This is a genomic window from Psychrobacter coccoides (assembly GCF_017498085.1).
In the GTDB taxonomy this organism is placed as follows: Bacteria; Pseudomonadota; Gammaproteobacteria; order Pseudomonadales; family Moraxellaceae; genus Psychrobacter; species Psychrobacter coccoides.
In genome coordinates this window covers 22,437-45,165 of the sequence record NZ_JAGBKM010000021.1, presented here as the reverse complement: position 1 = coordinate 45,165, position 22,729 = coordinate 22,437, and the positions used below count along the sequence as shown (strand labels likewise).

The 22,729-nt window shown below is 44.6% G+C and carries 19 protein-coding genes; 14 read left to right on the top strand and 5 right to left on the bottom strand.

The genetic code is table 11. The annotated features are described in order from the left end of the window. Positions 1-159: 159 nt before the first annotated feature. The 3 genes from acnD (at position 160) to J3492_RS10840 (ending at position 5,058) form a co-directional block, all read left to right on the top strand. Positions 160-2,814, top strand: a complete 2,655-nt coding sequence (acnD, locus tag J3492_RS10850; RefSeq protein WP_207992087.1) for a Fe/S-dependent 2-methylisocitrate dehydratase AcnD — start codon at positions 160-162, stop codon at positions 2,812-2,814. A 127-nt stretch (positions 2,815-2,941) separates the two neighbouring features. Then, entirely contained in the window at positions 2,942-3,187 is a 246-nt protein-coding gene (locus J3492_RS10845; RefSeq protein WP_207992069.1) for a type II toxin-antitoxin system Phd/YefM family antitoxin, read from the top strand. 110 nt (positions 3,188-3,297) lie between these two features. Then, the gene (locus tag J3492_RS10840; protein ID WP_207992068.1) at positions 3,298-5,058 is read left to right on the top strand and encodes an ATP-dependent nuclease; all 1,761 of its coding nucleotides are present in this window, start codon (positions 3,298-3,300) and stop codon (positions 5,056-5,058) included. A 29-nt stretch (positions 5,059-5,087) separates the two neighbouring features. On the opposite strand, the gene J3492_RS10835 is transcribed toward J3492_RS10840, so the two are convergent. Continuing rightward, the gene (locus J3492_RS10835; protein WP_207992089.1) at positions 5,088-5,240 is read right to left on the bottom strand and encodes a hypothetical protein; all 153 of its coding nucleotides are present in this window, start codon (positions 5,238-5,240) and stop codon (positions 5,088-5,090) included. A gap of 87 nt (positions 5,241-5,327) precedes the next feature. Between J3492_RS10835 and prpF the strand changes: the two genes are divergently transcribed. The 7 genes from prpF (at position 5,328) to J3492_RS10800 (ending at position 13,497) form a co-directional block, all read left to right on the top strand. After that, a complete protein-coding gene (gene prpF, locus J3492_RS10830; protein WP_207992067.1) occupies positions 5,328-6,578 on the top strand; it encodes a 2-methylaconitate cis-trans isomerase PrpF in 1,251 nt (416 codons plus the stop codon). 198 nt (positions 6,579-6,776) lie between these two features. Continuing rightward, a complete protein-coding gene (bioA, locus tag J3492_RS10825) occupies positions 6,777-8,081 on the top strand; it encodes an adenosylmethionine--8-amino-7-oxononanoate transaminase (protein ID WP_207992066.1) in 1,305 nt (434 codons plus the stop codon). Further along, the gene (bioD, locus tag J3492_RS10820; RefSeq protein ID WP_207992065.1) at positions 8,081-8,773 is read left to right on the top strand and encodes a dethiobiotin synthase; all 693 of its coding nucleotides are present in this window, start codon (positions 8,081-8,083) and stop codon (positions 8,771-8,773) included. Before bioA ends, bioD begins: the two co-directional genes overlap by 1 nt. A 12-nt stretch (positions 8,774-8,785) precedes the next feature. Further along, positions 8,786-10,633 carry an ABC transporter ATP-binding protein gene (locus J3492_RS10815; RefSeq protein WP_207992064.1) on the top strand — a complete coding sequence of 616 codons (1,848 nt, stop codon included), beginning with the start codon at positions 8,786-8,788 and terminating at the stop codon, positions 10,631-10,633. A gap of 124 nt (positions 10,634-10,757) precedes the next feature. Next, positions 10,758-11,180 (top strand): hypothetical protein, encoded by a 423-nt coding sequence (locus J3492_RS10810; protein WP_207992063.1) that lies wholly within the window; start codon positions 10,758-10,760, stop codon positions 11,178-11,180. Between the two features lie 77 nt (positions 11,181-11,257). After that, entirely contained in the window at positions 11,258-11,866 is a 609-nt protein-coding gene (locus J3492_RS10805; RefSeq protein WP_207992062.1) for a GNAT family N-acetyltransferase, read from the top strand. A gap of 131 nt (positions 11,867-11,997) precedes the next feature. Further along, complete coding sequence (locus tag J3492_RS10800) at positions 11,998-13,497, top strand: bifunctional 2-methylcitrate dehydratase/aconitate hydratase (RefSeq protein ID WP_207992061.1); 1,500 nt, start codon at positions 11,998-12,000, stop codon at positions 13,495-13,497. Positions 13,498-13,550: 53 nt separating this feature from the next. Here the strand turns inward: J3492_RS10800 and J3492_RS10795 are convergent, their stop codons facing one another. Beyond that, complete coding sequence (locus J3492_RS10795; RefSeq protein WP_207992060.1) at positions 13,551-14,306, bottom strand: SDR family oxidoreductase; 756 nt, start codon at positions 14,304-14,306, stop codon at positions 13,551-13,553. Positions 14,307-14,609: 303 nt separating this feature from the next. Between J3492_RS10795 and J3492_RS10790 the strand changes: the two genes are divergently transcribed. Next, a complete protein-coding gene (locus J3492_RS10790) occupies positions 14,610-16,010 on the top strand; it encodes a DUF2868 domain-containing protein (protein ID WP_207992059.1) in 1,401 nt (466 codons plus the stop codon). Between the two features lie 130 nt (positions 16,011-16,140). Further along, entirely contained in the window at positions 16,141-17,769 is a 1,629-nt protein-coding gene (locus tag J3492_RS10785; RefSeq protein WP_243453228.1) for a DUF3482 domain-containing protein, read from the top strand. A 34-nt stretch (positions 17,770-17,803) separates the two neighbouring features. Here J3492_RS10785 and J3492_RS10780 read toward each other — a convergent pair whose 3' ends face one another. From J3492_RS10780 to J3492_RS10770, 3 genes are all read right to left on the bottom strand, one after another. Next, a complete protein-coding gene (locus J3492_RS10780; protein ID WP_207992058.1) occupies positions 17,804-18,823 on the bottom strand; it encodes an ArsA family ATPase in 1,020 nt (339 codons plus the stop codon). Positions 18,824-18,904: 81 nt separating this feature from the next. Beyond that, positions 18,905-19,180: a cory-CC-star protein gene (locus J3492_RS10775; RefSeq protein ID WP_207992057.1), complete on the bottom strand. Its 276-nt coding sequence runs from the start codon at positions 19,178-19,180 to the stop codon at positions 18,905-18,907. A 222-nt stretch (positions 19,181-19,402) separates the two neighbouring features. Further along, positions 19,403-21,082, bottom strand: coding sequence for a carbon starvation CstA family protein (locus tag J3492_RS10770; RefSeq protein WP_207992056.1), 1,680 nt, complete (start codon positions 21,080-21,082; stop codon positions 19,403-19,405). A 314-nt stretch (positions 21,083-21,396) separates the two neighbouring features. On the opposite strand from J3492_RS10770, the gene J3492_RS10765 reads away from it, so the two are divergent. Continuing rightward, entirely contained in the window at positions 21,397-22,065 is a 669-nt protein-coding gene (locus tag J3492_RS10765; RefSeq protein ID WP_207992055.1) for a hypothetical protein, read from the top strand. A 100-nt stretch (positions 22,066-22,165) separates the two neighbouring features. Then, positions 22,166-22,729, top strand: a complete 564-nt coding sequence (locus J3492_RS10760; protein ID WP_207992054.1) for a hypoxanthine-guanine phosphoribosyltransferase — start codon at positions 22,166-22,168, stop codon at positions 22,727-22,729.

The window sequence follows — 22,729 nt, the reverse complement described above, 5'->3', positions numbered from 1 at the left end:
ATCAATAATAAATTTTGCTAAATGAATCATATGTATACCTTTTTATACCTTTAACTTAATTAAATACAGTTCAACTCACTATACCACCCTACTTATAAAGGAAAGCACGCCATGAGCGATGACAGCAAGCAGCCTTTAACGCAAGTTAATCCGCAAACCATGAACGAAAAGTACAAAAAGCCATTGCCAGCTTTTGATAACAGCAGTACCGATTTGCATTATTTTGATGTCGAACAAGCGGTCAATGAGATTGAGCCTGGCGCTTATGCCAAGCTGCCGTTTAGCTCAAAAGTACTGTGCGAAAACTTATTACGCCGTTGCCCGCCAGAAGACTTAACAGAAGCGCTATCACAGCATATCTACCGTAAGCAAGACATCGACTTTCCTTGGTACCCTGCCCGTGTGGTCTGTCACGATATCTTAGGACAGACCGCATTTGTCGACTTAGCAGGGCTACGTGATGCCATCGCAGCAGAAGGTGGTGACCCGTCCAAAGTAAACCCTATCGTACCGACGCAGTTGATCGTTGATCACTCACTAGCCGTTGAGCATGCTGGTTTTGAAGAAGATGCGTTTGAAAAAAACCGTGCCATCGAAGAGCGCCGTAACGAAGACCGTTTTCACTTTATTAACTGGTGTCAGTACGCCTTTGATAACGTCAACGTCGTACCACCCGGCAACGGTATCATGCACCAAATCAATCTAGAAAAAATGTCACCAGTGGTACAAGTCGTCGCTGACCAAGACGGCGATGCTGTTGCCTTCCCTGACACCCTAGTCGGCACTGACAGCCACACGCCAATGGTCGATGCGCTGGGTGTGATTTCAATCGGTGTTGGTGGACTAGAGGCCGAAAGCGTGATGCTGGGCAACCCCTCTTACATGCGCCTGCCAGATATCATTGGTGTTGAATTAACTGGCAAATTACAAGAAGGCATTACCGGTACCGATTTGGTACTGGCCATGACCGAGTTTTTACGTGAGGAAGGCGTGGTGTCGTCTTATCTTGAGTTTTTTGGTGAAGGTGCCCGTAATCTAACCGTTGGTGACCGTGCCTCTATCTCTAATATGACCCCTGAATACGGTGCCACGGCTGCGATGTTCTCTATCGATGAGCAAACCATTGATTATTTGCGTCTAACAGGTCGCAGCGAGCAACAAATCAAAATCGTTGAAGCTTATGCCAAGCAAGTTGGTCTGTGGGCTGATGGCATGGTAGATGCAGAATATGACCGTGTACTGCGCTTTGATTTGTCAAAAGTCGTGCGTAACATCGCTGGCCCTTCACGCCCGCATGCGCGCGTCTCGACGACTGACTTGGTTAAGGAGGGCATCGCTCATGGCGCTGATCAAAAACAGCCTGAGCCAGAAGATGGCCTCATGCCAGATGGTGCTGTCATTATTGCCGCTATTACCAGCTGTACCAACACCTCAAACCCCCGTAACATGGTGGCGGCCGGTATTGTTGCTCGTAACGCCGTCGAAAAGGGTCTCGTGCGTAAACCTTGGGTGAAGTCCTCACTTGCTCCAGGCTCTAAGACCGTTAAGCTGTATTTAGAAGAAGCAGAGTTGCTACCAGAGCTACAAAAACTAGGCTTTGATGTCGTTGCCTTTGCCTGTACCACTTGTAATGGCATGAGTGGTGCGTTAGACCCAGATATCCAGCAAGAAATCATCGACCGTGATTTGTTTAGTACCGCTGTGCTGTCGGGTAACCGTAACTTTGATGGTCGTATCCATCCGTATGCCAAGCAAGCGTTCCTTGCCTCACCGCCATTGGTTGTGGCTTACGCTATTGCAGGTAATATCCGCTTTGATATCGAAAAAGACGCACTGGGTAAAGACCAAGATGGCAATGATGTCTACTTAAAAGACATCTGGTTTGATGATGCGGAGGTGGACGCCATTGTAGAGGCAGCTGTGAAGCCTGAGCAGTTCAACCAAGTCTATATCCCGATGTTTGATGAGGCCAAGGCGCAAGCCGGCCGTAATGAAGCGTCGGTCATCGATCCGCAGTACGATTGGCGTGAGATGAGCACTTATATCCGCCGTCCACCGTACTGGGAAGGCGCTATGGCAGCAAAAAACAAGCTGTCTGGCATGCGTCCATTAGCGGTACTTGGAGACAATATCACCACCGATCATATGTCACCGTCTAATGCCATTATGAGTGATAGTGCGGCGGGTGAGTATTTGGATACGATGGGGCTACCTGAAGAAGACTATAACTCGTACGCCACCCACCGTGGTGATCACCTAACCGCCCAACGTGCCACCTTTGCCAACCCGAAGCTGCTTAACGAGATGGTACGTGACGAAGACGGCAACGTCATTCAAGGATCGCTGGCTCGTGTGGAACCTGAAGGCGAAGTGATGCGTATGTGGGAAGCGATCGAGACATATATGAATCGTGAACAGCCGCTGATCATCATCGCAGGTGACGGCTATGGTCAAGGCTCTAGCCGTGACTGGGCGGCCAAGGGCGTGCGCCTGGCTGGCGTGGAAGTCGTCGTCGCAGAAGACTTTGAGCGTATCCACCGCCAAAACCTCGTCGGCATGGGCGCCCTTCCCGTACAGTTTAAAGAAGGCACCAACCGTAACACTTTAAACATCGATGGCAGTGAAGTGTTTGATCTTGAAGGGGATGTCTCCGCTGGTGGCGATATGACATTAGTTATCCATCGTAAAGACGGCAGCGTTGATAAAACGCCGGTCATCTGCCGTTTAGATACCGCTGATGAGGTGAAAATGTACAACTCTGGCGGTATGCTGCAGCGTTTTGCCAAAGAGTTTTTGGCGGGTGAAGTGGCTTAAATAGCCAATCAAGTATTTGAGATTATAAGTTAAAAGGTAAAACGACCGATGTTGTATAGAGATATGGCATCGGTTTTTTGTAATTGATAATGTAAGTCTTAATCTTAGATTAAAAAAGAGAATTATCATGAAAATTGTCAGTTTTACAGAAGCTAATAAGGACTTCAAAAGTGTTTTAGACACCATGAATGATGCTGATATAGTCTGCATAAAGCGTCAAAATAGTGATGATGCGGTCGTCATGTCGCTTAATTATTACAATAGTTTGATAGAGACACTCTACTTATTGAAGTCGCCTGAGAACTCGGCGCATTTGGCTAAGTCTATTGCGCAGTATCGGGCTGGCGAGGTGAAGCTCAGTAGTATTCTTTAAAAGGAACAGATTTTTGTTAAGGTTCATAATGTTATTTTTTGTTGTTTATAATATACTATTTTGTTTCTACAATTGAATACTGAGTTCAACTTATAAAGCTAGGTGTTGAGATGCATAAGATAAAACAGTTACAAATAAGAAATTATAGATCTTGTCAAGATACAACTATAACACTTGAAAACTATACGCCTTTAGTTGGTTATAACAATGCTGGAAAATCTAACATCTTAAAGTGTATCGAGACCTTAGTCAGAGGAAAAGGGCAAAATGGAGCGAGTTTTTTTAATGAAAATAAACCTCTTGAAATTATTGCTTTATTAGAAGGTCTTGATGAACACTCTTTATCTCATTTAAGTTCTCAACAGGTAACCAGCCTTAAGCCGTATATTGAAGACGGTTCATTAATGGTTCGATTCTTTCAGCAAAAACCTGGCACAAGTACTAAGTCTGTTGAAATGGGTATACAAAAACCTTCTGAACAAGGAAATGGTTCTTGGGTAAACCCTAATGGCTTACCACAAGCAATAACGACGTTATTTCCTGAGCCAACTTTCATTAACTCTATGGAAGACTCAGCAGAAGATGTATCTAAATTCAAAGCAAGTAATACAATAGGTAAATTAATTGTTCATCTACAAAAAGAAATTGTTGCCTCTAAGGCAGATGAAATAAACTCTGCTCTCAATGTAGTAGGTAAAAAACTCAGTTTAACTGGTAGCGAAAGACTTAATGAGCTGGGTGATTTTGATTTATCTATTAATGAAAAAATAGAAGACTTCTTCCCAGGTTTGTCGCTAAATATAGACATTCCTACTCCGAATATTTCAGATTTGTTCAAGCAAGGAACAATTAAAGTAAGTGAGTCTGGGATTCAAAGACAATCTGATTTTATAGATATGGGTCATGGCTCACAGCGGGCTATTCAAATGACATTAATAAGGCATTTAGCAGAGACCACAAAAGAGGTTGATAAAAGAGGAAAGACGAATATACTTTTGATTGATGAACCAGAGTTATTTCTGCATCCACAAGCTATTGAGTTATTACGCTCTTCGCTAAAAATCCTTTCTGCTCAGGGTTATCAAGTTGTATTCTCTACACACTCGCCTTATATGATTGAACAATCTGATATACCTACTACTAATATCATTAGGAAAAATAATAAAGGAACTGTTGTAACAACAAGATTAAAAGAAGCTCTGGAACAAACTTTAAATGATAATGACTCACAAGCTAGACTGCTATTTGACACCTATAACCTTGGTCAAATCTTGTTTTCTGATAAGGTTTTGATTGCTGAAGGAGCTACAGAAAAAATGGTTCTACCAGCTCTTTTTAATAGTGTAACTGGTAAAACTTTAGGGGAGCATAAATTAGCTCTAGTAATTGCAGAAGGAGTGAATAATATTCCTAAAATGATAGAAATACTTAATAAGATGGGAATAGCTACTAAAGCTCTAGCTGATTTAGATTTTGCTTTTACAGGTGCAATAAAACAAAACCTGATAGATAGGACAGATCCATCTATAGAATCATGTTTAACCATTATAGAAAACATACAACCAACACATAATTTTAAATTGAAAGATAGATTGCCATGTAAATGTAAGGATTTTAAAGCAAGCGATATTTACGAGTTAATGGCTATCGAAAGTAATGCAGCTATTCATATTAATGATATAAGAAAGAGTATGAAGAACCATTCTATTTGGGTTTGGTCCAAAGGTGCTATAGAGCCGCATCTATGCTTGAGTACTAAGACAAATGGAGAATGGCTTCAATATAGACAAAGATTGAGTATGGAAAGGGTTGAAGACTGTGTGGCAGATTTAGGTGAAATCAGAGAATTCTTTGAATGGTGCATTAATTAAGTGAAACACTGAAAAATCAAAATCTTAATTTACTCAAACTCAAAAGTCTCAACATGACCAGCAGTAACTTCTGCTTGAGCAATCAACAACTGACGCACAAACTCATAAGACAAATCAGGATTGTCTTGCATAATCTGCTTAATTTTAGCTGATCTTTCGCTAGGCTTATTGTCTCTATCCATGATGACCTCTATCTTTAGCTACTTTATTCCTATTTATATTACCAATAATACATAATCAAATCATAATTATATTAAGGACTCCTAGTAATGACCCAAGCCACCCAATCAAAACCAAAATTCGCCCCGCAAATCTCCGTCCCTGCTACCTATATGCGTGGCGGTACCTCAAAGGGGACTTTCTTTAAATTATCTGATCTACCCGAGCGTTGCCAAGTGGCAGGCTCAGCACGCGATAAATTTTTACTGCGTGTCATTGGTAGCCCCGACCCTTATGGTAAGCAAATCGACGGCTTAGGTAATGGCAGCTCCAGCACCTCAAAGACGGTGATTTTGTCTAAAGCATCGCAAGCTGATCATGACGTTAATTATCTATTTGGACAAGTCAATATCGCCAAACCGATGATTGATTGGGCGGGTAACTGTGGCAACTTAACTGCTGCGGTGGGCGCTTGTGCGATTAATATGGGCTTGGTCGATGCGGATAAGGTGGCCAATAGTATTGATGAGGGTGTCGATAGCGGTAGTTGTGAAGTGCGCATCTGGCAAGAAAATATCGGCAAGACCATCATTGCCCATGTACCTGTATACAAAGATGAAAATGGCAAGGTACAAGTGCAAGAAACCGGTGATTTTGAATTAGATGGCGTCACCTTCCCTGCTGCTGAGGTCAAGATTGAGTTCATTGACCCAGTAGACTCCTCCAGTGATATGTTCCCGACCAATAACCTCGTCGATGACTTTGATGTCTCAGGTTGTGGCCTCGATAAAGACAGCATCAAAGCGACCTTTATCAGCGCAGGTATCCCCACCATCTTTATGAAAGCAGAAGACTTAGGGTTTACAGGTACAGAGCTGCAAGGCGATATCAACAGTGATAGTGAGACCTTAGCTAAGTTGGAAAAAATTCGTGCCCGTGGCGGCGTGGCGATGGGATTGTTTACAGATGAGTCTGAAGCGCAAAGCAGCCAACATATCCCTAAGATTGCTTGGGTGGCGTCGGCGCAAAGCTACACCTCATCCAGTGGCAAAGAAGTTAAGGCAACGGACATTGATCTAGTCGTACGAGCGATGAGCATGGGACAGCTGCATCATGCCATGATGGGTACGGCGGCAGTCGCCATTGCGGCAGCGGCAACCACGCAAGGAACGATTGTAAACCAAGCGGCAGGTGCTGGCGAGCTATCAGAGGTTCGTTTTGGTCATCCATCAGGGACATTACTTGTCGGTGGTAAGACCGAACAAATCGATGGTCGCTGGCAAGCCAAAAAAGTCTCGATGAGCCGCTCGGCGCGTCGTATTATGGTTGGTGAAGTTTTTGTGCCAGCGGACGCATTTTAAAGCATCATGACAGGCGGTTTGTTCTAAAAGCGCTTATTTTTAAATAAGCGCTTTTTACTGCCAAGACAAAAGGCTGGACAAGCTTAAGGCTAACTCCTACCATAGTGCCTCATACAATATATTTTGGGGCTGTGCTAGATTTTAGGTTACCGTCTCAAAGCTGTTCAGATCAATAAACCCCTGGACGTAGAGTAACTGATGACAACATATCAAACCTCTTTATCTGCCAAATCATTTGATGAGCATCATCTTTGGCACCCTTATACTAGCCTACCACCCACTTACCCAAATTTAGTCATCGAACGTGCAGAAGGCGTCTATCTGTATACTCAGTCAGGCGAGGCACTGATAGATGGTATGTCGTCTTGGTGGGCGGCGGTACATGGTTACAACCACCCAACTTTAAATAAGGCGGTATCGAGTCAATTGAATAAGATGGCTCACGTTATGTTTGGCGGACTGACGCACCCGCCGGCCATTGAATTGGGTAAAACGTTGTTGTCTATAGTGCCTAACGGCTTAGACGCTATTTTTTATGCTGACAGTGGTAGTATTGCAGTCGAAGTGGCATTAAAAATGGCACTACAATACCAATTGGGTGGCACTCACACCAACCGTAAGCAAATTGCCACCACACGTTCAGGCTACTACGGTGATACCTGGCATGCCATGAGCATCTGTGACCCCAAAAATGGCATGCATAGCATCTATGGTCAGCAGTTACCCGTGCAGCTGTTTACCGACGCCCCTTCTGATGGCTTTGATAAGCCCCTCTCTGACAGTGATAAAGAAAAGCTGATTCATTTCTTTGACACTCATTACAGTCAAATGGCGGCGTTTATTATTGAGCCAATTGTGCAAGGTGCAGGTGGTATGCGCTTTTATAGTCAGGAGTATTTACGACTACTGCGTGATTTATGTGATAAATACGAGGTGCTTTTAATTGCCGATGAAATCGCCACAGGCTTTGGACGCACAGGATCTATGTTTGCCTGTCAACACGCAGATATCACTCCTGACATTATGACGGTTGGAAAGGCGTTGACAGGTGGTTATATGACATTTGCAGCGACCTTGTGTCAGCGTCATGTGGCTGAGGTTATTGCCAATAGTGACTATCCTGCCTTGATGCATGGCCCAACATTTATGGGCAACCCGCTTGCATGCGCTGTCGCAAACGCTTCTTTGCAGTTGCTGATCGAGGGTGACTACCCTGCACGAGCGCGGCATATACAGACATTACTCAGAGCGCATTTAAGTAAGTTGATCACTCACTCAGCCATCAAGGACGTACGCACTTTGGGGGCTATCGGGGTGGTGGAATTGTATGATCCTGTTGATATGACTTGCTTTCAGCAATTATTGGTCAAGCATAAAGTATGGATAAGGCCTTTTGGAAAGCTGGTGTACATCATGCCACCAATCATCATGACTGACGATGAAGTCACCATGCTTTGTGAGCGTCTCATGACTGTTTTAACTGAATATTTTGAGTCAATATAATGACCGTACTGTTTATTACAGGTATCGATACTGACATTGGTAAAACCTATGCGACAGGATATCTGGCCAAGTTGTTGCAACAAAAGAACCCTGATAACGCCAGCACTGTCATTACCCAAAAGCTGGTGCAAACAGGGTGTACAGGGATTGCAGCTGACCTACTAAAACATCGACAGATGATGGCGTTGCCTCTACAAAAAGTAGATACCAATATCACAACTTGTCCATATGTGTTTGCTGTCCCTGCTTCACCGCATCTGGCTTCTAAGTTAGAAGGGTGTGTCATTGATGTCGACAAAATCACTGAGGCCACCCAAATATTACTCGCTACTTATGATACTGTGTTACTCGAAGGTGCTGGTGGATTGATGGTACCTATTACCGAGGATGTACTGATTATCGATTATATTGCTGAGCAGGGCTATCCGGTGGTCCTCGTGACGTCTGGCAGGCTTGGAAGTATCAATCACACTTTATTGAGTTTAGAGGCTCTAAAGCAGCGCAATATCCCACTACATACTTTGGTTTACAACCATTGGCAAGGAGAAGGCGTGGCAGAACCGCAGCATAAGCAAGCTTCAGTTGATGAGCAGATTACGGACGATACCCGGTTGTTTTTACAGCGACATTTGGCCGCTCATTATCCACAAGCAAAATGGCTAGATTTGCCAAACCTTAAAGACAATCAATGATAAGTATAGATCATGGCCTCACCTCCAAAACGTGTTCCGCTTGATTTAAAACCACCCTCTAAACCAAAGGATCGTGGTCTTCTGCTGTGGTCTATCCTCAAAAGACTGAGCGAGTTTGCCAGACCCTATCGCGGACTATTTATACTGACTCTTATACTGACGGTACTTGGGTCGTTTACCGCACAGGTGAACGCTTTTGTACTGCAATATACCATTGACACGTTGACCAATATCGTGAGCTTGCCTGATCCGTGGGCGGCAGGTTTAAACTTGCTGCTACTCATTAGTAGCGTTTTATTAGTAAAAGAAGTACTAAACGTTTTTATCACTTTTGGTCAGCGTTATTTTGGTGAGCGTATCCGTATCAACTTATCACGTGATCTCTCCCAAAAAGTTGTCGAACGCATCTTGTCTTATAAAATGGCGTTTTATACCAGTGATGAAAACGCCAGCGGTAAGCTACAAACCCGTATTGACTTAGGTGTGAGCAGCCTGACGCAACTGGTGCAAAACTTCTTTATTGACATGCTGCCGCTGTTTGCCAGTGCCATCGTGTCCTTAATCATTATGTTTAATGCCAACTTTTGGGTCGGTATGGTTGGCCTTATTATCGTGCCGATTTACTTTGTGGTCAGTCAAAAACAAGCCAACCGTCTGCAAGGGTTTCGTAAGCAAATGCGCGGGTATCGTGAGACTAAAAGCGGGCTGGTTATCTCAATTATTGACTCTATTACCGTGATCAAATCCTTTGTGCGTGAGCCGATTGAGTCTGACAAACATTGGGACATCCAAAAAGACATGACCGCCAACCAGCTGCGTATTCGCAGTATCGCCTTTATGTACAACGCTGGCAAAAGCTTTATTGAACAAATCGGCGTAGTGGTGATTATTATTCTGACCGCCTATTTTGTACTCAATGGACAGATGACCATCGGTGCCATTATGTTTCATATCTTACTGTTTCAAAACGTCGCTGCCCCTATTCGTGAATTACACCGTATTTACGATCAAATCAATAATGCATTGACCTATGCCGAAGGGTTTTTTGATATCTTAGATGACGACCAGGCGATTGAGAGCGAAGGTAAAGTCGAATGCACCGACTTAAAGGGTCATATCGAGCTAAAAAATGTTAACTTTTCCTACCCTAACGGCAAACAGGCTCTTAAAGATGTGAGCTTTAATATTTATCCCAATCGCATTACCGCTTTGGTCGGATTAAGCGGTGCGGGTAAAAGCACCATCATTAACTTATTGGTTAAGTTTTATGACCCCAGCAGCGGCACGATTTGTTTAGATGGTCGTGATTTAGAAGAGTACAGTACTCAGAGCCTGCGTGAGCAGATTGGATTGGTACTGCAAAACAACCATATTTTCTCGGGTACGATCGCTGACAATATTCGGTATGGCGCCATGGATGCCACTGACGAGGAGATGATAGCAGCAGCCAAAAAAGCCTCAGTCCATGAGCAAATCTTAGGTATGCCCGAAGGTTACGGTAGTGAAGCCAAGCAGCTCTCTGGCGGTCAACAGCAGCGTATTGCGCTGGCACGTATGTTCTTAAAAGACCCACCGATTGTGTTTTTGGATGAGCCCACAGCCAGCCTTGATGCCATTGCCACGCAGCAGATTAAGCAAAGTCTAGATTTGATCAAAAAAGACCGTACCGTCATCATTGTCTCACACAATATCTCACAAATTATTGACGCTGATGATTTGGTGGTGGTAGAAGACGGTCATGTTGTAGAGACCGGCACACACGAGGCGCTGTATGCCAATCATGGTAAGTACTATGAGATATTCAATGCCATGTCGGACAGTTTGAACCTAGATAAAATCAGTCAAACCCTAAATCATTAAGCAGGCATAAATGTCTAGAATGGGTCAGTATTTGCGCCTCTGAGTCATTCTAAATACGCTTATACGGTTGCTAATTACTTTAAGCAGAGTAAAATGCCTTATTTACCATAAAAATGAGACACTTATGATCGACTTTTCTGCACCGGATTTTTCATTACCTATACTGTCAGCACCTGCTTTAAGACTACAGCAAAAAACCTTGGATATGCTTTTAGCCATCCCTCAAGTCATGACCACTCGTATCTGGAAAATTGCTACCGCTCCTATGAACTCGAATATGCAGCAACAAGAGATTGAAAGCATGATAGTGGAAAAGGAGATGGCGTTTATAGAGTCGATTGGCGATATTGGCTCGCAAATCATAGCCTCACAGCTGGCTCTAGGCAATCAATGGATGAGTAACTGGCAAAGTCTGATGCTGGGCGATAAAAATGCATTCAGTCATTTTGGGCAAGATATTGATAAAGAAGCGGTAAAAATTATGGACAAAGGCATTAGCCCTTATGCAAGCAAAGTGAGCATCAACAAAAACCGTTTATCAAACTAAACAGGTGCTTATGTTACTCAACTGAGCGGCTGTGGTGACTAAAAGTACTGAGATATTGTAACTGTGACGTGGTAACTATGACGTGTGAATTTTCCGTAAAAACCTTCGATGAGCTGACCTCAGTTGATCTTTACCATATCTTAAAAGCCCGCTCGCAAGTCTTTGTCGTGGAGCAAAACTGCGCTTATCAAGATATGGACGAGGTGGACTTTGATTGTCTGCACCTCATCGCTCATCAAAATGAAGCCTTGGTGGGTTATTGCCGCATCATCGGACCTGAATTCAACCCTAAAAAATCTTTAGAGTACCCGTCATACTCAATGCCTGCTATTGGAAGAGTGTTGGTATTGAGCGCTCATAGGGGCGAAGGTGTGGCCAGACAACTCATGACCCACGCTATCAAACACAGCCGTAAAAAGTATGGCAAAAAACCCATTATTATCTCTGCTCAAACTTATTTGCTCGATTTTTATCAGTCGTTGGGCTTTGTCCCTGAGGGCGCATACTATTTAGAGGATAATATCGAGCATGTCACCATGGTGTTGCCGCCCCTAAAAAAAACCAAAGTAAGGCGGAAAAAACCAGCTGAATCTCAAGGTGCAAGCGTTGTTACTCAGATTTTGAGTGTGCTACTGCTGCTATTAAGCCTGATGTTTGTCGCTGGATTGATTTATTTGATGACTTAACGCCCAAATAGTTTTGCCTAAATGGCTTTTACATGATGTCACTGTTGTTGCCTACCGAGTATGTTACTTTTGAATCATGACCTTTATGGTCAATGGTCAAAAGCAGCACACTTAAGGAAGAGGTATTGACTATGTCTAATGTTGAAAGCAACGTCCGTCCAGAGTACGACGATGAGATTCAAAAAATCGCCGATTACGTCCTCAATTATTCTATTGATGAAGACTCCCCTAACAGCACTGAAGCATGGAACACCGCTCGCTATTGCCTAATGGATACATTGGGCTGCGGCTTGCTGGCCTTGCGTTTTCCAGAATGCACCAAACATCTTGGTCCTGACTGTGCAGATCAAGTAACGCCCAATGGTGCACGAGTACCGGGTACCTCTCATAGATTAGATCCTATTAAGGCAGCATTCGATATTGGCTGCATGGTGCGCTGGCTAGATTATAATGATACCTGGCTTGCTGCTGAGTGGGGTCATCCCTCAGACAACTTGGGTGGCATCTTGGCGGTAGCAGATTACATCAGTCAACAAAACATCAGTCAAAACCGCGCCCCACTGACGATGAAGGCAGTGCTTGAAGCTATGATCATGGCACATGAGATTCAAGGCGTGTTGGCGCTGGAAAACTCCTTTAATCGTGTGGGTCTTGATCATGTGTTTTTAGTCAAGCTCGCCTCGACTGCAGTCGTTGCAAAGCTATATGAATTGCCACGAGAGCGTATCATGGCGGCGATCTCCCAAGCTCTTGTCGATGGCCAAGCCCTGCGTACCTATCGTCATGCGCCCAATGCCGGTAGCCGTAAATCATGGGCAGCGGGCGATGCGACCAGTCGTGCGGTGCGCTTGGTTGATATTACCTGTCGCGGCGAGATGGGCATACCTGGCGTTTTAACGGCGACGCAATGGGGTTTTTATGATGTGCTGTTTAGCCATACCAATAAAGATCTAGCACTCAAACCTGAAAACGAGCGCCGCTTTAGATTCCAGCGCGACTTTGGCACTTATGTGATGGAAAACATTCTATTTAAACTCAGCTTTCCTGCTGAGTTTCATGCCCAAACGGCTTGTGAGGCTGCAGTGATTTTGCACCCTCGTATTGAAGACAGAATCGATGATATCGAAAAAATCGTCCTGACCACGCATGATTCTGCCATTCGTATTATCTCAAAAGAAGGGGCGCTAAATAACCCTGCCGATCGTGATCATTGTTTACAATATATGGTCGCTGTGCCCTTATTGACAGGAGATCTGATGGCAGAAAACTACGAGGACGACTACCATAAACAGCATTTATCTATCGACGAGCTGCGCCGTAAAATGGTCGTAGAAGAAGACAAGCGTTATTCAGCAGATTATCACGACCCAAGCAAACGCTCGATTGCCAATGCCATTCAGATCTTTTTTAAAGACGGCAGCAGCACTGATAAAGTCGCTGTGGAGTACCCTATCGGCCATAAACGTCGCCGTGACGAAGGGATTCCGGTGCTCAAGGCCAAATTTGCAGCCAGTTTGGCCACTCGTTTTATCGAGAGTCGCTGTGCTGAGATCATTGAGCTGTGCCATGACCACGCTCGACTAGAGCAAACGCCTGTTAATGAGTTTATGGATTTATTGGTTATTAATTAAGGTAGCTAAGACAGCTAGAGACATTACTATAGCTCAATCATATAGCGCATAGGTTACCAAGGTATAGGGTCCCCTGCCCAATCGATAAAACCACCAGATTGGGCAGCGGTCATGTTTGATAACACTGCCAATAAGCACTCTGCACTATAAGCAGGCGAGAATAACTGCCCTTTTGTCACATTGCCTTGAAATGGCGCTGATAACTGAGTATTCACTGTACCCGGTTGCATGACCACGACACAGACGTTTTTTAGTGAGCGCTCCCATTCTATGCTTAAGTTTTTCATACCCATGTTCAGCGCCGCTTTACTCATACGATAGCTATACCAGCCGCCAAGCCTATTATCACTGATACTACCTACTCGTGCTGATATGGTGGCAAATATTGCAGGGTGATCAGCGCTACGTTCTGCTTTGGCCAGTAATGGTCTGATGTGTTTGGCTATCAGTAGCCCTGCTAAGGCATTGATTTGCATGTTTTGTAAAAAAAACTCTGTATCCACTTGCCGCAGGGCTTTTTCTGGCTGGGTAGATTCAGTATGCAGCAGCCCCACACAGTTGATGACCCAATCCAGATGCGCCTCTTGTTGTTTGATAGCATCGACAGCTTGCGTGATGCTGCTCTCATTACTGACATCCATCTGTAGCCAATGCAAATTATCCGCCTCAAAGTCAGGCACGCCTCTATGATAGGTGGCGAATACCCGAATATTGCCCCGTTCATTGGCCGTTGCCTGTATCAGCTGCTGCACCATGGCTCGACCAATACCACCAGTCCCGCCGATGATAAGATAGGTTTTATTGTTCATATGGTCTTTCCCTATTTTTATTAGAACAACTTATACCAGTAGTGCTGTAACACTTTTAAATTGAGTCTATATAACTACTATTGTTGTTTTCTACAGCGCCTAGTCTTTAACATAGCATAATGCTTGTTAAATAATTAGAGGCCATTTATTACTAGGGCGTGTCTTCATTTTAAAAATGAAGACACGCCCTAGCTAGGCAGTAATAATAATGTTGTTAAATACGCTACAATATCTTTGAGTGACTGACGACTTGTCACTTGTGCAACTTAATACTTGTTTTATTGACACGGACACCATTCCATCATGCTATCACCACAAGATCAATTAACCGAGCTGGTACGCTCGCTTGAGACGCAGCAGCATGTCTTTGCTACAGACCCTTTACTGGTGACAGAAAAGATGCAAGCAGAAGAAGGCAAACCTCTACAAAAACTGCATCGGCGAGCGTCACGTATAGACAGTAATGGCAATCTGGCACGGGTACTGGCTAAAATCGATGGCCGTATCAAAGGCATCATGGTCATCATGAGTATCGTCTGGTGCGTGTCAGGGTTTTTAGGGTTATTTACCTTATTACAGTCCAATGTAGTGAACTTTTTTTATGTCTTGGTGTGCTTGCTGGGTTTTCACACCCTTATGCTTGGCGGCTGGCTGGTCATAACCCTGATCAATCAAGGTCGTCAGTCTCCCAGCTGGTTTGCAAATTTTGTCAGCCCAAGCTATCTGATACGGGGAAAAGATGATGTCACTAAAGCGGCTGTTGATTTGTACGAGCGCCAGCTACAGCATAGCGGTATGCGTTGGTACTTAGGTCGATTTAGTCATCAGCTATGGCTTGCCACTTTGACTGGTATGTTATTGGCGATCATTTTTTTATTGATTGTGCGTCAGTATAGTTTTAGTTGGGAGTCGACGCTACTCTCTGATCAGGCGCTGATTGGCTTGACTAACGTCCTTGGCTGGCTACCAGATCTGGTTGGGTTTGATGTACCAGACCGTAGCGCCATCGTGCAGAGCCGACTGGTTACTGACGTCATGCCTTTGTCGGTCGCACGGCAGTGGGCAAGCTTACTGATTGGCAGTTTGCTGATGTACGGTATCGTCCCTCGGGCGCTGGCTTGGGCGTTTTGTGCGCTGATGTTTCGCCGCAAAAAAATGCGCTTAGATATCAAGCTTCCTTATTATCAAAAAATATTAAACTTTTGGCAACGTCAGGTCGTGGATGCTGATGATTTTCAAGAAGCCCCTGCGCCAGTCGCACCAAAAGCAACTATCAGTGCAGGCAAAAAGCTAGCGGTATTGCTCGAATACCCTTCACAGCAGGACAATTGGTGGCAAGCTGGACTTAATAAAACCACTAGCAGTGATGAGGTCGAAAGCTTTGGTATCCTTGATGATCGTGATGACATGGATCGCCTAATCAGCTATTTAGAAACAACTCCCGTACAGGTTCTATTAGGCGTGCACAGTCAGGCACTACCTGACCGCGGTACATTGCGCAAACTCGATCGTATTGCCAACACCGCAAAATATGGTCTGGTAGTTCAACTGTTAAGTAACGAAAGCACGAATACTGACCACATTCCGACCGCCACGACAGAGGCTAATGATCCAAAAAACCCTCAAGCGGTTCGTTATCAGCAATGGCAAACCGCACTTGCCGCTCGAGACATTGGCTTGGTAGAGAGCAGTGCCAGTCATTAATCAGTTAAGTATGCAACCGTTGACTAGTGCCTGAGCCAATGATTACTTGATGGCTATATTCACCTTAACCGTGTTTGTTGTAAACTTGAGTGAACACATGAGCTATCAACATGAAAAATAAGATCCTAATATGAACCACGACAATAATAATGCGAATACTCAGCCCAAAGGTCTTTTTGCAGACAAGGCTTATCCTCCAGATTCTGACGTCTCGCAGCCTATTGATATCCATAAAGAGCAGGAAGTAAGTAAACCTACCCATCCTGCTGATGAGTCCTCATCTGAATTATCAGAACACCCTACAGCCAACCAAACGACGATCGCAAGTGGCGAAGCGCTCAAATTGGCAGTGGTTGGTCATACCAACACTGGAAAAACTTCGATACTACGTACTTTACTACGTGATGTTTATTTTGGAGAAGTAAAAAATGAGGCAGCCACGACCCGTCATGTTGAAAAAGCGCAGTTAACAGACAGTCATACCGGCGAGGTCTTTGTGACTTTATATGATACTCCCGGTCTAGAAGACGCTTCGGGACTGATGGACTGGCTCGAGGACAACACTGCCAGTCGTCGTGATGGGATTGAGCGCTTACAGCAGTTTTTGGCAGCAGATGTTGCGACAGGAGAAGCCACTGGGTTTGATGATTATAGCCAAGAAGCCAAAGTTATCCGGCAACTGCTGGCAAGTGATATGGCCATCTATGTGGTCGATGCACGTGAGCCTGTACTTGGAAAATACAAAGATGAATTGACCATTCTGTCATGGGCGGCGATTCCTGTGATGCCTGTGTTTAACTTTACTGACAGCCAAGAGGCCAATATTGACGACTGGCAAACCATGCTGGCACGTCGCAACCTACATATATCTACCCGCTTCGATTCTGTCGCTTTTGAGTTTGCAGATGAGATGCGACTGTGGCAAAACCTCGCAACCATGCTGACTCACTCTGAGATGCTTGAGCGCTTGATGCAGCAGCGTACAGAGAACTGGGCTCGCCTGTATGAAGAGGCCAATATCATTATTGCTGATTTTTTGTTAAACGTCGCCGCTTTTGTCCAAGAGGTTAGTGACGATGATGATCCATTACCAATACTGACACAGATGCAAGAGGCGGTGCGCCAAAGTGAACGTGCCATGCAACATAAACTGCTCAATTTATATCGGTTTTATGATAATGCTGTGGCAGCGACACCGCTTGAGTTGCAAGCCTATCAGCAAGATCCCTTTGATCCTGAATTGCTTAAAAGCTATGGGATTCGTACCACTTCAGGTGCCGCTGCAGGCGCCCTATTGGGACTGGGGATTGATGCAGCAGCATTAGGCACGACGTTAGGACTAGGCGCCGCTTTGGGGGGTATCGCTGGTGGCATACTCTCTAATACCAGCAGTATCGCAGATAAAATCACAGGAGTGAAACGTCTATATATCGATCCTGCTACCCTAACCTTGCTGGCGACACGAGCCCTCGATCTATTAACCGCTTTACGTCATCGTGGTCATGCTGCTACTGATGCCACACAGCTGCTATATCAAGAAAAAACCATTATTGATGAGCACGAGCTGAACGATGATGACAGTCATCGATTTACCCCTTGGCCCACACATAAGCTACCAAGTGAACTAAAAAAAGCCAGAGGAAAGCCCCAGTGGTCGTCACTAAGTAGTGGCAAGTCAGAACAAGCCGAAAGCTTACGTATCGATGCGGCATGGTCATTGTCCACTAAATTGCAGGCGCAGCATCTTGGCCGTGAGTAATCAGGTTTATAATGCTGCACGGCTGTTATTTTCTTCATTGCAATAGTTTGCCCAATGCGTCACTACCACGTACATCTGTCTGTTGTAAGTAGATTGGATAGATTGGATAACTGCCAAAGCTTTTCTCAATATCATGCATCAGCTGTTGTTGTCTATCAGCACGTTTGCGCCAAAACGCATCAGTTTGTACAGGTGTTATCAGCTGATTGACCACGATTGCTGCAGGGTTAAGCTTGCTTTCTTCTAATTGCTCGACTGTGCGCTTGGTCTCAGCCAAGGGTAATACGTCCGCAGTCATGACCAAGACGATGGCGGTCTGCTTGTGATCATGCAACAGTGCTCCTGTCTCACGAAACAGTTGTTTGCGCTGCTCCAGTACCGATACTGCTTGCTCCCAGCGATCAGGTCGATGCTTGGCAAATGGGTTGTTTACTTTATTTTTGTACCCTTCATACCTTTTATCGTCTGTATTACGGTCTAAGCTCGTGGCTGCTGAGCGCAGTTTAGCCTGTCGCCGCTGCTGTGCCAGCAGTCCATCGGTCCACGCCCCCATCATCTCAGGCAGCACCAATAGCCGCAACGTATGACCAGTGGGTGCAGTATCGAATACAATATGATCATAGCCTGCATCTACGGCTGTCACCAAATGCTGACACATAGACTCAAGCATAGCGGCCTCTTGTGCACCGGGGGCAGATTTTGACAGACGCAGATGCTCACGAATTTTGGGCATCATGTCAGGATTGGCATACCCCCTGATGGTGCGCTCGACCTGCGCAAAATGCGCGTCTACGATGACATCAGGATTGAGCTCGAGCGCATCAAGGTAAGGGGTAACGGCTGTCTTTTCATCATTGAGCGTTACGTTCAGTACATCTCCTAAGCTGTGTGCAGGGTCGGTTGAGACCACAAGCGTCTTTTTTTGCATAGCGGCATAATGGCTGGCAAGCGCTGCTGCTGTCGTTGTCTTTCCCACGCCACCCTTGCCACCGACAAAGATAATTGGCTGTGAGGCCAGTTGGGTGACCAATGCACTAAGAGATTGTAGAGCCATAATGATTACTCATCTTTGTTTAAATGCTTTGTTATCATAGTTATCATATTTTCTGTACTGACCATCCAATCAGCCAGCGCACTAGCAGCAGCCAATATGGTCAAAAGGACATTTCTCCATACCCATACGTGTATGCCAATCATGAAAGTTCTCCAAAAATAGCGGCTGCAGCTCAAGGGTATAAAAGCTGGCTGGATTATCAATACCGAGACTCTCAGCAAACATCATGAGCATAAACAAATCCTCTTCATCACGTGCTGCTCGTGCCATCGCTTGTCGATACGGTGCATGGTAAAACTCATTAAGCCCTGCAAGGAATCTTTGCCACAGCGGTTGGTCGTTTTTTATGTCATCCATGGTTTCGCCTTAGTTTTAACATTAGCTTCAACATTTTCAGCGCAGAACTCCCCCACCTTTTAGGTGGTCGGTAGTTTATGAACTCATCTATTAGATAGTATCATTAAGTGGCGGGTTGCGCTGCGCCAACCTTATGCTTCATCATCTCAAAACACAATCTCAAAACGTAAAAACGCCAGCAATGGCTGCCAGCGTTTTTTTTGCTTATATGGTTTTTAAGCATTATGTCTCGTTTTTGCCTTTATGTGATGACCACTCACGACGCAACACAGAAAAGCTCTCAAAAGTCACTAAAATCGTGGCAATCAAAATGATGAGATCCATAATAATCAGCAACCAGTTACCATCAACGTAGAAGGTTTTTAGCTGAATAAGTAGAGCAAAGATCGTCATGACCAGCAAGAACGATAACGGCGCTAAGGTGTACCAAACCGTCTTGCCGTTACGCAGTAAGATAACGGTTACGATCATCAGTGTCAGCGCCGCCATTAATTGGTTGGTTGTACCGAATAATGGCCAAATGATCATACCGCCTGAGCCATCGATACCACCAGCACCAAATGCTAATAACAGACACGTGCCTACTGCAAGCAACGTAGCGACCACCCCTTTACTTAGGATCGGTAAGTTATAAAACTCCCCAAACTCTTGAAAGATATAACGCTGTAGACGCACCCCTGTATCCATAGTCGTACCAGCAAACAAAGCTGCCATTACAGTGAGCATGGTCTGAGACAATACCATCTCGATGCCAACGCCTGCATTTAGGATAGCAGCGCCGCCATCAATAAAGGCGCCGATAGAACCGTCCCCAAACTTTTGATACACAGCCTGCCAGTCACCCAGTGATGCAAAGCCTGCAGTAGCAGCCAAAATAGCACCTAAGGCGAGCATGCCTTCTCCAAGTGCACCAAAATAACCGACAAAACGGGCGTCTTCTTCTTTGTCGATCTGCTTGGAGGTCGTACCTGTCGCCACTAAACCATGGAAACCTGAGATAGCACCGCAAGCAATCGTGACAAAGAGCAGTGGCATGATTGATGGTGTACCTACGGGTAAGTCCGTATTGATCGCTGGCGCAACGATATTAGGCGTGGAGATAAATATAGCTGCGTACAAGAGAATCAAACCAACGAATAACTGTAGCCCATTGATATAATCACGAGGCTGTAACAGCATCCATACTGGCAATAGTGACGCAATCGCAGCATAGGTAAATAAGATGATGATCCAGACGGCATTGTCTGGTAGCCCCATAAACGTCTCAGGGAGCACGACCGGGAACATCGGTCCCAGATAGATTAGACCATACAAGGCCGTCACGCCAAGGATAGATACCCAGATGAGACTCATATTGTAGCGATAGATGCATTGACCAATGATAAACGCAACAATTAATGCTCCCCATACTGGCAATACAGCGGACGGAGTTTTGATCAGCATATTAGCGATGGCAACACCAAAGACAGCATTAACCATAAGCAGTAATAAGAATATCACGACCATCATCAAACTACGTACACGTGTACCCATGACGCTGCCAGCGATAGAACCGATGGACTGGCCACGATTACGCATACTGGCCCAAATCGCCGACATATCATGCACACCCGCCATAAATATCGTACCAAAGACGACCCAAAGTACGGCGGGCACCCAGCCCCAAATTACCGCAATAGCAGGACCGATGATCGGAGCTGCTCCTGCTACTGATGTAAAATGATGTCCCCAAAGGACATACTTATTGGTAGGGACATAATCCACGCCGTCTTTCATAGTATGCGCCGGTGTGGGACGGCTATTGTCTAGTGCTAAAATCCTCGTTGCAATAAACTTGGAATAAAACAGATAACCGCATAGCATGGCAGCAATCCCAAGTAGTAATACAATGGCACTATTCATCTTATCTCTCCTTAGACAAGTTAGTGACGGATGTGATCCATCTTATTGTATGTATTTTTTAATATATGACTGATTTTTTGGTATAACCTCTACTCTGTACGTCAAAACAATTGTAGCTTATCTATTAGATGTTGTAACCTTCTAAAAACTTACCTACCTCTTTTTTAGGTCAGTTGCAATACGCTAACCATTTACATGCGTCTGCGTTTTATCATTTTTTATAATCAGTATTTGGTTATAATAAGGCAGTTTTAATACCTGATTATGGTTTTTATAGAAAGCGATAATTGAAGATTTTTAGTTAAAGGGCTGGCATGACATACTACTTTGGATTTATACCATCAAACAAACTGAACGAGATGATTGATGAAGCTGAGCGAGTCATCACTTCAAATGAACAAACGGATTATTACCCCTACCGCAATAATCTCACCCAGCAAATAGCTCGTGAGCTGATTGACAATTTATTGGTGGGATTGATTGACGTCATTCCAAACTCAGAACGTCAAGCCGCTATGAAAAAAATAGTGGGTACGATTGAGCGCACCACAGAAACCCTACTTAACGTGCTACTGGGTAAGGATAAAAACGAGGATATCCTGCCAAGCTTTAACTTTTTAAAACATCAAACCATGTTTGTGGACAATGACGGGGTTCGCCGTGTGGGCTATAAACTATCGACAGATTCTGTACAAACCATCATGGACGGTTTTGCAGCTGTCAAACTTGATGTTGTTGACAAACCTGCTTTTGAAAAAGCGTTAGAGACCATCAATGAGGACTCTCTTGACCACTTTCTCATTCGCTTCACTGAGACCTTGAGCCTTGGTGTGATAAAACGCAAGTCCATTCCAGTGGCCAAGGCAGCAATTGATAAGGGGCTGAGTATGGCACTGCATAAACTGCTGCCCCAACTCCCTGATGCTGGACTTAAAAGGTTAGCAAACTTTTATGAGCCGTTTGTTGTTGAAATAAAAGACTAGAGTCTAGTAGCCCTAAGAAATGTTAGTTAATCCGTCGTAGTTATTGGGCAAATTCATCAAAGTTTGCTAAAATAAGCAGTTTTCATCGAAGGCGCAACCCATGACCCAAATCAGCAACCAAGAAATAGAACAAACCCTGCGTAATTCAGAGTGTCTCATTAGCAGTATCGAAGTGGCTGCTGCTTACGAGCGTCTCGCTGCACAGCTTAATTTACATTATGCTGGCCTAAACCCTATTGTTATGGTCGTCATGAATGGTGGTCTTATCCCAGCAGGTCAACTACTGACTCATTTGACGTTTTATCATCGCATGCATTATATCCATGCTTCACGTTATCGTGATAACGAAGGTACCAATGAGCTTGATTGGAAATTTAAGCCAGATGTCAGTATCGAGGGTGAGCACGTCTTATTGATTGATGATATTTTTGATGAAGGCATTACCCTCAAAGCAATCGTAGAAGAACTGGGTAAAGAAAACCCGCTCTCTATTGAATGCTGTGTCCTACTTAATAAACAGCATGACCGTAAAGTAGCAAATTTTGAAGTTGACTTCGTTGGTATCAATGTTGATGATCGTTACGTTTATGGTTGTGGCATGGACTTTCATGGTTACTTGCGTCATCTACCAGGTATTTATGCCATTAAAGAAGATAAAGTCTAA